9 protein-coding genes are annotated in these 13,900 nt (G+C 65.1%); 7 read left to right on the top strand and 2 right to left on the bottom strand.

All coding sequences use genetic code 11. The annotated features are described in order from the left end of the window. Position 1: 1 nt before the first annotated feature. Positions 2 to 1,405 carry an efflux transporter outer membrane subunit gene (locus AC3RCM_RS08755; protein WP_492629525.1) on the top strand — a complete coding sequence of 468 codons (1,404 nt, stop codon included), beginning with the start codon at positions 2 to 4 and terminating at the stop codon, positions 1,403 to 1,405. Between the two features lie 140 nt (positions 1,406 to 1,545). Here the strand turns inward: AC3RCM_RS08755 and pvdP are convergent, their stop codons facing one another. Beyond that, positions 1,546 to 3,174, bottom strand: a complete 1,629-nt coding sequence (gene pvdP, locus AC3RCM_RS08750) for a pyoverdine maturation tyrosinase PvdP (protein ID WP_064493130.1) — start codon at positions 3,172 to 3,174, stop codon at positions 1,546 to 1,548. Between the two features lie 220 nt (positions 3,175 to 3,394). Here pvdP and pvdM point away from each other — a divergent pair, with 220 nt between their 5' ends. The 6 genes from pvdM (at position 3,395) to AC3RCM_RS08720 (ending at position 12,691) form a co-directional block, all read left to right on the top strand. After that, entirely contained in the window at positions 3,395 to 4,741 is a 1,347-nt protein-coding gene (gene pvdM, locus AC3RCM_RS08745) for a pyoverdine-tailoring dipeptidase-like protein PvdM (RefSeq protein WP_064493129.1), read from the top strand. A gap of 16 nt (positions 4,742 to 4,757) precedes the next feature. Further along, positions 4,758 to 6,032 carry a pyoverdine-tailoring periplasmic protein PvdN gene (gene pvdN, locus AC3RCM_RS08740; protein WP_064493128.1) on the top strand — a complete coding sequence of 425 codons (1,275 nt, stop codon included), beginning with the start codon at positions 4,758 to 4,760 and terminating at the stop codon, positions 6,030 to 6,032. A 14-nt stretch (positions 6,033 to 6,046) separates the two neighbouring features. Next, positions 6,047 to 6,907 carry a dihydropyoverdine dehydrogenase gene (gene pvdO / locus AC3RCM_RS08735; protein ID WP_051101450.1) on the top strand — a complete coding sequence of 287 codons (861 nt, stop codon included), beginning with the start codon at positions 6,047 to 6,049 and terminating at the stop codon, positions 6,905 to 6,907. A 115-nt stretch (positions 6,908 to 7,022) separates the two neighbouring features. Then, complete coding sequence (locus AC3RCM_RS08730; protein ID WP_064493127.1) at positions 7,023 to 8,357, top strand: lysine N(6)-hydroxylase/L-ornithine N(5)-oxygenase family protein; 1,335 nt, start codon at positions 7,023 to 7,025, stop codon at positions 8,355 to 8,357. 16 nt (positions 8,358 to 8,373) lie between these two features. Beyond that, positions 8,374 to 10,023, top strand: a complete 1,650-nt coding sequence (locus AC3RCM_RS08725) for a cyclic peptide export ABC transporter (protein WP_064493126.1) — start codon at positions 8,374 to 8,376, stop codon at positions 10,021 to 10,023. 241 nt (positions 10,024 to 10,264) lie between these two features. Continuing rightward, the gene (locus tag AC3RCM_RS08720) at positions 10,265 to 12,691 is read left to right on the top strand and encodes a TonB-dependent siderophore receptor (protein ID WP_064493125.1); all 2,427 of its coding nucleotides are present in this window, start codon (positions 10,265 to 10,267) and stop codon (positions 12,689 to 12,691) included. Between the two features lie 203 nt (positions 12,692 to 12,894). Here AC3RCM_RS08720 and AC3RCM_RS08715 read toward each other — a convergent pair whose 3' ends face one another. Continuing rightward, a complete protein-coding gene (locus tag AC3RCM_RS08715) occupies positions 12,895 to 13,848 on the bottom strand; it encodes an alpha/beta hydrolase (protein WP_051101446.1) in 954 nt (317 codons plus the stop codon). Positions 13,849 to 13,900: the final 52 nt, after the last annotated feature.

The following is a 13,900-nucleotide window of genomic DNA, read 5'->3' as shown; positions in this document are numbered from 1 at the left end:
CATGACATTGCCAAGCCGCATCAGCCTGTTGACCCTCAGCCTGGCCCTGGCCGCCTGCAGCACACCGCCCGCCCCCGAGGCCGGTATTGCCGCGCCGCCAACCTGGCAATCCCGTGCCGACGCTCCCAGCCAGACCCTGCCGGATGCCCATTGGTGGCAAGCCTTCGCCAGCCGCGAGCTGGACCGCCTGATCGAACGCGCCCGGCACAACAGCCACGACCTGGCCGCCGCCGCGGCACGGGTGCGCCAGGCCCAAACCCAAGCCGTGATCGCCGGCGCTCCGCTGCTGCCGGAACTGACGTTCGGCCTGGACGGCAGCCGTCAGCGCCTGTTGCGCGGCGACGGCAACGACCAACTCGACGCCAGCAGCAGCGAGCGCACCAGTACCTCACTCGGCACACGCTTGAGCGCCAGCTACGAGGTCGATTTCTGGGGCGGCATCCGCGCCGCCCGCGACAGCGCCCTGCATGGCCTGGACGCCAGCCGCTTCGATCGCCAGACGGTGGAGCTGACCCTGACCAGCGCCGTCGCCGATAGCTACCTACAGGGCCTGGCTCTGGAGGAACAGCTGCGTATCGCTCGCCTCAACCTCAAAAACGCCCGGGACGTGCTGGGCCTGGTCGAGGCACGCCAGCGTTCTGGCTCGGCCACACGACTGGAGCTGGCGCAGCAACGCAGCCTGGTGGCGGCACAAGAGCGCCAGGTGCCCCTGCTGGAGCAGCAATGGCAGGACAACCGGGTAACCCTCGCCACCTTGCTCGGTGATCCGGTGCAGGCATTGCCGGACACCAACGAATCGATCGGCGCCCTGCGCTGGCCGGCGATCGGCAGCGGCGTCCCCAGCGACCTGCTCGGCCGGCGCCCCGACATTGCCGCCGCCGAGGCCCGACTGGCCGCCGCCAGCGCCAACGTACAAGTGGCGAGGGCCGCCATGTTGCCCAAGCTGACCCTGGGAGCGGACCTGGGCAGCGGTGCACGGACCTTCGGCGATATTCTCGACAGCCCCTTCTATACCCTGACTGCCGGCATTGTCGCACCCATCTTCAACAACGGCCGCCTGCGCGCCGAACGCGAACTGGCCAGTGCCGAACAGGAAGAGCTGCTGCACGACTATCGCACCGCAATCCTGGCAGGCTTCGCCGACGTGGAAAAAGCGCTCAATGCGATCCATGGCGTAGACCGCCAGCAGCAGTGGCAGGACCAGGAGGTACAGGAAGCCCGCACCGCCTTCGACCTTGCACAGCAGCGCTACAGCGCCGGCGCCGAGACGTTGCTGACCGTGCTGGAAACCCAGCGCACGCTGTATGTCGCCCAGGACCAACAGGCGCAACTGCACCTGGCTCGGCTGCAGGGCAGCGTAGCGTTGTACAAGGCATTGGGAGGTGGCTGGCAGGTCGAGCGCTGATGCCTGTCAGATAGCGTCAAGGGGCTGGGTGATCTCCCACAGGTAATTACGCCATTCCTGTGGGAGCTGGCTTGCCGGCGATGGGCCGCAAAGCGGCCCAAGATTACCTAACACTGGCATTAGGCTGAACCCGCACGGTGTCAGCGCCGCGCCAGTTTCAGGTTGCGGGCATACCAGGGCCGCTGCGGCACCTTCGGCCGCAAGCTGGCAAACAGGTCGTCATCAGCGAAGATGATACGCAGCGCCAGCTTCATGGTCTCTGGGTCCATCTCCACACTGCGGCCCGGCCGCAGCCCCGGCACAGTCGAACAGCCATGGGTATCCGGCCCCAGCCATGGGTCGGCTACCTCTACCCAACGCCCCGGCGCGAACCACGGTACACCGTTGACCTCGGTGCGCCGCACCTGGCCGGGATGCGCACGCTCATGGGCGCGGAACCAATCTTCGATACGGTCATCGATCCAACCATGGAAGTGCCAGAACACCGGGTTTACATGGGACGAGAACGGGTCGCCGAGAAAGTCGTTTTCCGCTTCGAACCAGCGTGCGGCAAAGTCCTCCGGCTGGCGCGCGAACGGCACCGGCAAGCCGCTGGACGGGTCGCGCGGCACCGAGGCCCAGCGCATGTGCAACCAATCGTGAAGGCCCAACTCCATCTGCGAACCGAACTGCCCTAGGGTGAGGGTGCTCAGGTAATGCGGGTCGGTGTACCTCGACTCCCAGACCTGGAAGTTACCGTGGAAGGTATCCGGCGTCTTGATATCGCGCACCCACTGGGTATAGGCGGCATCGTCCGAAGCCAGCCAGGTGGGTGGCAAGGCCGTACCGTCATGGTTGTCGAAATAGCTGGCGAAGCCGACGCGGTCGCGTTCGAGCTCTGGCTGCGGGAGTGGGAAACGCGCCCATGACGGCAGGTCCTGGATGGCCCGAGCGGCACGCAGCATGTGTCGGTGCATGAAGAAAAAGTCCTCGCCCGAGCCATTGCGATCCTTGTGCCGGCCACGGGCGTCACGCTCCTGGTCGCGCGGCCCAGGCTGCCAACCCAAGCCGCGTAGGGCCGCCTGCTTGTCCTTGTCGAGGTTGTGCCACTTGTCACGCGAGGCATGCCACAACTGGTGGAACAGACGGTGCTCCGGCGCAATCAGCCAAGCCAGCAAGGCCGAGGACAAAGGCGTGCGCTCGCGTGCCTCGGGGAAACTGCGCTTGAGCGCAAGAAATTTGTTGTCCTGCACGGGTAGGGTCAACGAACGCCCCAGCGCCGCGATGCGCCCATTCAGGGTGGCCTGCCCGGCATTACCGAACCCACCCCAGACTTCGTCGAGCACCACCGTGCACTGGTAGCCCGCCTGGTCTTCCCCCGGCCAGGTAGGAAACAGCCGCCAACGCAAGGCCCTGTTCGTATCCACCAGCAGGTCACCAAGCACTCGGTAACGTGGCTCCTCGGAGCCACGCAGGCGCTCAGGCGTGTCCAGGTAACCACGCAGGCCGCGGCCACTTGGGGCAACATCGAGAAACATTTCCAACTCACCCTCAGGCAGGCCGGGCAGCCCGGCATCTTCCCCTTGCAGGGTAAAACGCCAGATACCGCGCAAGGTGTCGCCCAATTGCTGCAGCGCCGCGTCGGCCAGTTCCACCACCGCCTCGCCGGGGGTTTCCGGAAACTGCTCGTCAAACCGCTGGCGTTGCACGTGCTGCGCATACATCGCGCCGGGCACCGCCACGCCTGCCAATGCCACACCGGCGATGAACCCGCGTCGAGAAATCGTCATTGCAACTACCTGAGCATTCATTGCGGCCGTGGAGCACGGCCCGTCCAAGGCTAAAACGTTGCGCCACCGGCGAAATTTAGCGCCAGGCGTGACTCCGCCTGGTTCGAAGCTGGCGATAAATTTGCCCGGCCGTCGCTCGTTCACCTGATACCCAAGCCCTGCCCAAGCAGCACGCTTCATGTCGGCAGGCCGCCCCGATCAATCGTGCAACGAGATGGCAATGACCAAGACCCGTTCCCGCAAGGCCCTGTACATCGGCCTACCCCTGGCCCTGGTGGCCGCCCTGGGGGGTGCCGCCGGCTATTTCTTCTGGCAACAGCAGCACGCCGGCTACCCGCTGAAAATCGTGCAACAGGCCAACGACCTGCACGAGCACATGCTGTCGTTCGACAGCCATGTCACCGTGCCCCTCGAACTGGGCAGCGCCGGCCACGAAATCGACAAGGACGGCCCGGGCCAGTTCGACCTGGTCAAGGCCAACCGTGGTCGCCTGTCCGGTGCGGCGCTGACCATCTTCGGCTGGCCGGAAATCTGGAACGGCCCAAACGCCCCGCACCGCCCTACCCCCGGCTTCGTCGATGCCGCCCGGCAGGAACAGGAAGCTCGCTACAAGATCATCAGCGGGATGGTCCGGGACTTTCCCAACCAGGTCGGCATCGCCTACACCCCCGATGACTTCCGCCGGCTCAATGGCGAAGGCAAGTTCGCCATCTTCATCAGCATGCTCAACGCCTACCCACTGGGCCACGACCTGTCGCAGCTGGACTTGTGGGCTGCGCGCGGCATGCGCATGTTCGGCTTCAGCTACACAGGCAACAACGACTGGGCCGATTCCTCGCGCCCACTGCCGTTCTTCAACGACACCGCCGATGCCCTCGGTGGCCTGTCGCCGCTGGGTGAGCAGGCGGTCAAGCGCCTCAACGATCTGGGCGTGATCATCGACGTATCGCAGATGTCCACCCTGGCGCTTGAAGATGTCGCCCGCCTTACCCGCGCACCAATGGTCGCCTCGCACTCCGCGCCCCGGGCGCTGGTAGACATCCCTCGCAACCTCTCCGACAAGGAGATGCAGTTGATCAAGGACAGCGGCGGTGTCATCCAGGTGGTCGGCTTCGGCCAGTACCTCAAGCCCCTGAGCAAGCCGGTGATGGAAAAACTCGACGCCCTGCGCGCGCGCTTCGACCTGCAACCCCTGCAGGGCCTGGCCAACGCCCTGATGCCGGGCGATGCGGTGATCGCCATCTGGCCCGAAGCGCGTTTCGGCGAATACGCAAGCGCGCTGTACAGCACTCTGGAAGAAGAACCCAAGGCTACTCTCGCGCAGTACGTCGACGCCATCGACTATACGGTGAAGAAAGTCGGCATCGACCATGTCGGCATCAGCTCGGATTTCAACGACGGCGGCGGCCTGGACGGTTGGAACAACGTCGGCGAAATCCGCAACGTCACCGCCGAGCTGCTGACCCGAGGCTACAGCGAAACGGACATCGCGAAACTCTGGGCAGGCAACTTCCTGCGCGTCTGGGAGCAAGTGCAGAAAGCCGCCCACCCCGTCGCCAACCGTTGAGTCGAGCCTGTCTTCCATGAGCAACCGTCGCACCTTTCTCAAGCAGGCTGGCCTGCTGGCCGCCAGCCTGCCGCTGCTGCCCCAGGCCCTGGCCGATAGCCCCGACAAGCCGCTGAGCGGCGCCGACAAATGGCGCAACCTGCGTGAGCTGTTCCCCCTCGCCCCCAACGTGGCGCACTTCGCCAACTTCCTGGTCACCGCCCACCCACGCCCGGTGCAGGCCGCCATCGACCGCCACCGCGCCGACCTCGACCGCAACCCCGCCGCGCTGATGGACTGGGAAAGCCAGTACGAATGGCAGCGCGAGGATGAAGTACGCGAGTGGGCCGCACGCTACCTGGAGGTCGGCCCGCGCCAGATCGCCCTGACCGGCAGCACCACCGAAGGCCTGGCGATGATCTATGGCGGCCTCAAAGTCGGCGCCGGGCAGGAGATCCTGATTACCGAGCACGAACACTATTCCGCGCAGAAGGCGCTGGAGTTCCGCAACCAGCGCCAGGGCACCGCGGTGCGCCAGATCCGCCTGTTCGACGACCCATGGACGGTCTCCACCGACCAGGTGCTGAGCACCCTCGACAAGGCCATCAAGCCCAACACCCGGGTGCTGGGCATGACCTGGGTGCACTCTGGCAGCGGCGTCAAGCTGCCGGTGGGCGAGATCGGTGAACTGGTGCGCCGACACAACCGCGAGCGCAGCGAAGCCGAGCGCATCCTGTATGTGGTCGACGGCGTGCATGGCTTCGGCGTGGAGAACGCCCGCTTCGCCGACTTCAACTGCGACTACTTCATCGCCGGTACCCACAAGTGGATGTTCGGCCCGCGCGGCACCGGGATCATCTGCGCCGCCTCCACCGGCATGCAGCACCTGGTGCCCAGCATCGCCACCTTCTCCCGCGATGAGGACTTCGCCACCATCATGACCCCGGGCGGCTACCACGCCTTCGAGCACCGCTGGGCCGCCGGCGAAGCGTTCAAGCTGCACCTGCAGTTGGGCAAGGCCGAGGTGCAGCAGCGCATCCACCAGCTAAACAGCCTGCTCAAACAGCGCCTGCTCGAGCACCGCCAGATCCAGCTGGTGACCCCGCGCAGCGAACAGTTCTCCGCCGGCTTCACCTTCTTCCGCATCAAGGATCGTGACGCCGACGCCGTCGCCGCGCACCTCACCACCAACAAGGTGATGTGCGACGCCGTATATCGCGACGTCGGCCCGGTGATCCGCCTGGCGCCAAGCCTGCTCAACGACGAGCAGCAGATAGACCGGGCCATGTCCCTCATTACCCAGCAACTTTGAACAAGGCATCTTCCATGAGCGCACCTCTGCACCGCCTCACCCTGGCCGCCGTGCTGGCCGCCTGCAGCCTGCCGGCCCTGGCCGCGCAGCCGTCGGACAAGCCCGGCACGGTGTTCCGCGACTGCGACAAGACCTGCCCGGAAATGGTCGTGCTGCCCGCCGGCACCTTCACCATGGGCACCCCGCCCGACGAGATGGGCCGCCAGGACGACGAAGGTCCGCAGCATCCGGTGACCTTCGCCAAACCGTTCGCCATCAGCCGTTTCCAGATCACCGCCGGTGAATGGGCCGACTACCAGAAGGCCACCGGCATCGTCATCGCCGACGGCGACGATCGTCCCGGACGGCGCTGCACCAACAGCAAGCCCAGCTACCAGCAAGGCCCTCGCCAGCCGGCGGTGTGCATGAGCTACGAAGACATCGAGCACTATGTGGCCTGGCTGTCGAAGAAGACCGGCAAGCACTACGCCATGGTCAGCGAAGCCCAGCGCGAATACGCCGCACGCGGCGGCAGCACCGGCATGTTCCCGTTCGAGCCGGACGCCAATCTCGAGATCAGCAAGAACGCCAACGTCTACGGCCCCAAGGACGGCTTCAGCTACAGCTCACCGGTGGGCAGTTTCCCGGCCAATGCCTTCGGCGTGTACGACATGCACGGCAACGTCTACGAGTGGGTCGCCGACTGTTACCACGACAGCTATGTCGGCGCGCCGGCCGACGGCAGCGCCAGGAAGGAAGCCGACTGCCGGCAGATCTCGATCCGCGGCAACGACTGGGGCGAGGCGCCGATCTTCTCGCGCTCGGGCAACCGCAACACCACAGTGCGCGACGACCGTGGCGACTGGATCGGATTCCGCGTGGTCCGCGAGCTGTAAAGCGCCCGGCGGCGGTAAATTCTCCGCCAGCAGGCTCGTTCCTATCGGTGTACTTGCGCAGGACACGGGGCGCCCTTCAGCGGCGCCCCACTCGACCATCCAAGGAACCGCAACCATGAGCCAGACCTCTTCCCCCGAAAAAATCCACGACCTCATCGGCGTCGGCCTCGGCCCTTCCAACCTGGCCCTGGCCATCGCCCTGGAAGAGCTCGCCGAGACCAACGGCCACGCCCTCGACGCCCTGTTCATCGACAAGCAGACCGACTACCGCTGGCACGGCAACACCCTGGCCACCCAGAGTGAGCTACAGATCTCCTTCCTCAAGGACCTGGTTTCGCTGCGCAACCCTACCAGCCCCTACAGCTTCGTGAACTACCTGCACCAGAAGCAGCGCCTGGCCGACTTCATCAACCTGGGCACCTTCTACCCCTGCCGCCTGGAGTACAACGACTACCTGCGCTGGGCCGCCGAGCACTTCGCCACCCAGGCGGTGTACGGCGAGGAAGTGCTGCGCATCGAACCTGAGCTACGCGAGGGCAAGGTCGACCACCTGCGCATCGTCTCCCGCGACCCGCAGGGCCGTGAAACCCAGCGCCGTGCCCGCTCGGTGGTGGTCGGCAGCGGCGGCACGCCGAAGATCCCCGACGCCTTCCGCGCCTTCAAGAACGACCCGCGGGTATTCCACCACTCCCAGTACCTGAGCGCACTGCAGCAGCTGCCTTGCAACGAAGGCAAGCCGATGCGCATCGCCGTGGTCGGCTCCGGGCAGAGCGCCGCCGAGGCCTTCATCGATCTCAATGACAGCTATCCATCGGTCAAGGTCGACATGATCCTGCGCGCCTCGGCCCTCAAACCGGCCGACGACAGCCCGTTCGTCAACGAGATCTTCGCCCCCGAGTACACCGACCTGGTGTTCAACCAGCCCCACGCCGAGCGCGAGAAGCTGGTCAGCGAATACCACAACACCAACTACTCGGTAGTCGACGTCGACCTGCTCGAGCGCATCTACGGCATCCTTTACCGCCAGAAGGTCGCCCATCAGCACCGCCACGCCGTACTGTGCCGCCGCACCATCGAAGATGTGGTGGAAACTGCCGCAGGCATCGAGCTGACCTTGCGCGACCTGGCCACCGATGTGCGCCAGACCCACCGCTACGACGCGGTGATCCTCGCCACCGGCTACGAACGCCGCTCGCACCGCGAATTGCTGGCGCCACTGCAGCAGCACCTGAAGGACTTCGAGGTGGACCGCGACTACCGCGCGCTGGCCAACCCTGAGTTCGGCGCCAACGTCTACCTGCAAGGGTTCTGCGAAGCCTCCCACGGCCTGAGCGACACGCTGCTGTCGGTATTGCCGGCACGCGCGGCGGAGATCGGCCAGTCGCTCTACCAGCACCTGGGCAAGCAGGCCAGCAACGCGCCGGCCAGCCTGCGCCAGACCTGCGCCTGAGGACGGGAACCAGCCGATGAGCACTTCCAACCGCGGGGCCCTGCGTGAATTGCTGGCCCTGCTCAGGCCATTCTGGCCGATCGTCACCCTGTCCATCTTCCTCGGCATGATCGGGGGCCTGAGCGTGACCACGCTGTTGGCCACCATCAACGGCGCGCTGCACGCCGAGGGCGACCTGGGGCACAGCCTGATCCTGGGCTTTGCCGGGTTGTGCCTGCTGGCACTGGTGAGCACGATCCTGTCGGATATCGGTACCAACTATGTCGGCCAGCACATCATCGCCCGCCTGCGTAAAACACTGGGGGAGAAGGTGCTCGCCGCGCCGATCGAGCAGATCGAGCGCTTTCGCAGCCACCGTCTGATTCCGGTACTGACCCATGATGTCGACACCATCAGCGACTTCGCCTTCGCCTTCGCGCCCCTGGCGATCTCGCTGACGGTGACCTTGGGCTGCCTGGGCTACCTGGCCATGCTGTCATGGCCGATGTTCCTGCTGATGCTGGCGGCCATCGCCGTGGGCACGAGCGCCCAGTACCTGGCGCAATCGGTAGGCGTGCGTGGCTTCATGGCCGCCCGCGACGCCGAGGACGACCTGCAACGCCAGTACAACGCCGTCGCCGGTGGCGCGAAGGAACTGCGCATCCACCGCCCACGTCGCCACCGCATGTTCGTGCATGGCATCCAGGCCACCGCGGATTTCATCTGCAAGACCCAGATCCGCGCGATCAACACCTTCGTGATCGCCAAGACCTTCGGCTCCATGCTGTTCTTCGTGGTCATCGGCGTCGCGCTGCTGATGCACGGTGCCGGCCCTGGACAGGACAAAGCGGTCATCAGTGGCTTCGTCCTGGTGCTGCTGTACATGAAAGGCCCGCTGGAACACCTGATCGGCACGCTGCCCATCGTCGGCCGTGCCGGCATCGCCTTCCAGCGCATCGCCGATCTTTCCCGGCAGTTCTCCTCCCCCGAGCCGCACCTGCTGCTGACCGACGCACCGGCTGCCAAGGCCACGGTGCGCAGCCTGGAACTGGTCGAGGTGAGCTACACCTTCCCAGCGGTGGGCGATGCCGCGCCCTTCCAACTAGGGCCGGTCAACCTGCGGATCGAACAGGGCGAAATTGTCTTCATCGTCGGCGAGAACGGCTGTGGCAAGACCACGCTGATCAAGCTGTTGCTGGGACTCTACGCACCACAACAGGGGCATATCGCACTGGATGACAAGATCATCGATGCCAGCGACAGGGACCAGTATCGCCAGCTGTTCACCACGATCTTCGCCGACTACTACCTGTTCGACGATGTGATCCAGGGTGAACAGAGCATTCCCGAAGATGCCAACCAGTACCTGGAACGCCTGGAAATCTCACACAAGGTGAGCATCCAGGACGGCAAGTTCACCACCACCGACCTGTCCACCGGGCAACGCAAGCGCCTGGCGCTGATCAATGCCTGGCTGGAGCATCGCCCGGTGCTGGTGTTCGACGAGTGGGCGGCCGACCAGGACCCGACCTTCCGCCGGATCTTCTACACCGAGCTGCTGCCCGACCTCAAGCGCCTGGGCAAGACCATCATCGTGATCTCCCACGATGATCGCTACTTCGATATCGCCGACCAGTTGGTACGCATGGAAGCCGGTCGCGTGGTCACCCAGCACGTCCCGGCCTGACCACTCCACGAGCGCGGCGCACGGCCCGGCCTGTCCGGGGCACGGCGCCGCGATCCGCCCGCAAGGAAGCTGGAACAGTCGACGCCATAGCATTACCGCTCGGGGTTTTCATCAGATAAATCGCAAAGGACAGATTGTTGATTCTGTTTTTCCGGTTTTCAATCCGTGATGCGTCTAATTATCAGTTACTGATTATTCCAAAAGAAAAACTGCCCACTTCCTTCAGGAGCCCCTTTCACCCATGCACCGCCCGAATCTGTCCCCGACCCCTCTGGCACGCGCCGTACGTCCATCGCAGTCGAACCGTACGGTACTGCCGGGCGCCCTGCTCGCCCTGATGCTGCTGGGGAGCAGCGCAGCGCACGCCGAGCAGGTCTCCGTCAACATCGCCGCCCAGCCGCTGTCCACCGCCTTGCAGCAACTGGGCCAGCAGACTCAGATGCAGATCCTCTACAGCCCAGAGTTGGTGCAAGGTTTGAAGTCCAGCCCGGTATCCGGCTCGCTGTCGACCGACGAGGTGCTGCAGCGCATGCTCCAGGGCAGCGGCCTGTCCTACCGCGTGGACGGCCACACCATCCTGCTGATGCCGCCACCCAATGCCGGCAAGGCCGCACTGGAGCTGAGCCCGACCTCGATTTCGGGCATGGCGCCGGGCTCGATCACCGAAGGCTCCGGCCTGTACACCACCTACATGTCCAGTAGTTCGACGCGCCTGAACCTGACCCAGAAGGAAACCCCGCAATCGGTCACCGTGGTCACCCGCCAGCGCCTGGACGACCAGAAGCTGACCAACCTGACCGAGGTGCTGGAGGCCACCCCAGGCATCACCGTGCTCCGCACCGGCATCGGCGCCGAGAACGACACCTACTGGTCGCGCGGCTTCCAGATCAACAACTTCGAGATCGACGGTGTTCCCACCTCCCCTCGCCTGGACAACACCACCCAGAGCACGGCGATGTACGACCGTGTCGAGATCGTGCGTGGCGCCACCGGCCTGATCAGCGGCACCGGCACCCCGTCGGCGACCATCAACATGATCCGCAAGCGCCCGACCGCGACCTTCCAGGGCAGCGTGACCGCCGAAGCTGGCAGCTGGGACCGTTACGGCACCGGATTCGACGTCTCCGGCCCACTGACCGACAGCGGCAACGTCCGCGGGCGTCTGGTGGTCGACTACAAGACCCAGAACTCTTTCGTCGACCGCCTCGAGCAGGATACGCAGCTGATCTACGGCATCTCCGAGTTCGACCTCAGCGAAGCAACCATGCTGACCGTCGGTTTCAGTTACCTCAAGACCCAGGTCAACGACCCGCTGCGCACCGGCTTCCAGGTCCGCTACGCCGACGGCAGCAAGACCGACTTCAGCCGCTCGAAGAACAGTTCGCCGACCTGGTCGTACAACGACCGCAAACAGACCAATGTCTTCACCTCCCTCGAGCATCAGTTCGACAACGGCTGGAGCGGAAAGGTCGAGCTCAGCCACAGCGTCATGGACTTCGACGAGCTGATCAACTACATGAACGGCGAGATCAGTTCGGTGGACGGCTCCGGCGCCTACATGTACCCCAACCGCTGGTCGGGCAAGCCTCGCCAGAACAACCTCGACGCCTACCTGACCGGCCCGTTCACCCTGTTCGGTCAGGAGCATGAGCTGATCACCGGCGTCACCCTGTCCCGCTACACCGAAAACACCCCGGATCACGGTGGCTGGTTCGGTCCCTGGACCGGCTATGACGGCACCATCGACAATATCTGGGACTGGAAAGGCCAGGGCCCGCGCCCAGACACCACCACCGTCGGCAAGACCTACATCCAGGAAAACCAGTACGCCGCCTACATGACCGGTCGCTTCCACGTGACCGACGACCTGGCCGTGATTCTCGGCGGTCGCGTCACCGACTGGCGACGCACCAGCGACTACCAGAACTGGAACGATCCGACGCTCGACAACAAGAGCGACGAAAACCGCCACGGCGTGTTCCTGCCCTATGCCGGCGTGGTCTACGACCTCAACGACACCTGGTCGGTCTACGGCAGCTACACCAAGATCTTCAACCCGCAGCCCTATGGCGTGCACGATGAGAAGTTCAAGGCCCTCGACCCACAGGAAGGCACCGGTTACGAGCTGGGCGTGAAAGGCAGCTTCAACGACGAAAAACTCAACGCCAGCCTGGCGCTGTTCCGCATCGAACAGGACAACCTGCCCGTCTATGTGCGTGCGCCGGACATCTACCGCGCCGAGCAGGGCACCACCACCGAGGGCGTGGAGCTGGAGCTCAACGGCGAGCTGGCCGAGGGCTGGCAGGCGTTCGCCGGCTACGCCTACAGCGTCAGCACCGACTCCGACGACAACCGCATCGTCACCAACAACCCCCGTCACAGCGCCAAGACCTTCACCACCTATCGCCTGCCCGGCATTCTGGACAACAAGCTGACCATCGGCGGTGGCGTGAACTGGCAGAGCAAGACCGGCCAGGACCTGCACACCTTCACCCAGGGCAGCTATGCCGTGACCAACCTCATGGCGCGCTACGACATCACCCAGAACCTGAGCGCATCGCTCAACCTCAACAACGTCTTCGACCGCAAGTACTTCTCCTACGTCGACAGCTGGGGCGTGTACGGCGCGCCCCGCAACTTCATGACCAGCGTGCAGTACAAGTTCTGACCGCAACCACGACCCAGGGCGCCAGGCCCTGGGTCGTGGGCCTGGCGCCACACCCCACGCAGCAACGCCCCCCTATTCGCGGGCAAGCCCGCCCCCACAGCCCCCCGTCACTCTCAAGCCATGTGCTCATCTGCACGAGCGGGCTTGCCCGCGGGGCAACGCAAAAGGGCCGCATAGCGGCCCCCGATATCCAGTGCAAAACATCAGTTCAAGGCATCACGCAGCACCTGCGCCAACCTCGCATACACCGTGTCGATCTCGGCCGTGACCAGGCGCATGCGCAGGAAGTCGTGCACCAACCCCTCGAACACTTCGCTGCTGACCGTCACCCCCTGCTCGCGCAGGTGACGCGCATAGGCCTGCCCTTCATCTAGCAGTGGATCGAAGCCTGCCAGGCCGATGTATGCCGGCGCCACGCCCTGCAAGCCGGTGGCCAGCAGCGGCGAGAAACGCCAGTTCGAGCGGTCCTCGGCCTGGCGCGCATAGTGATCGTAGAACCACTCCAGGGTGGCGCTTTCCAGCAGGTAGCCCTCGGCGAACAGCGTACGCGACTCCCAGCTCTTCGAGGCATCGGCCACTGGATAGCAAAGCAATTGCAGCCGCGGCTGGACAGGCCCACCCAGGTGGGCGGCGTCGATCGCCAGCACGCTGGCCAGGGTCGCGCCGACACTGTCGCCGCCCACGGCCACCCGGCTGGCATCCAGCCCCCACTCGCGCGCGTTGTGTGCCAGCCACGCCAAGGCATCGGCGCAGTCGTCCAGCGCCACCGGAAAGCGTTGCTCCGGGGCGCGCCGGTAATCGACGGTCAGCACCGCGCAGGGGGTGCGCGCGCAGAACTCGCGACAGACACCATCGTGCGAGGCGATGCTGCCCACCACGAATCCACCGCCGTGCAGGTACAGCAGCACCGGCAGTGGTTGCTCGGCAGGCGCGCAGGGCCGGTAAAGACGCAGCGTCAGGGTGGCGCCATCGCGAGCCTGGCAATGCAGGTCCTCGCTGTGCACCTGTGGCGCTTCCCAACGCATGCGCACGGAGGCCTGCTCGAAGGCGTCGCGCGCCTGAGCGGGGGTCGAGCGGTGAAAGGCCATGGACTGGCCATCGCCTGGGCTGGCGTCGACCAGGTCGAGGAATTCGGCAATTTCAGGATTCAGTGGCATGGCTCGGTTCCTGGGCCGGACGCACCCGCATCCGGCCTGTCAGAAGAAGGAA

Source organism: Pseudomonas sp. GW823-FHT05G12 (assembly GCF_058795575.1).
This window is presented reverse-complemented; position numbering and strand designations above follow the sequence as displayed.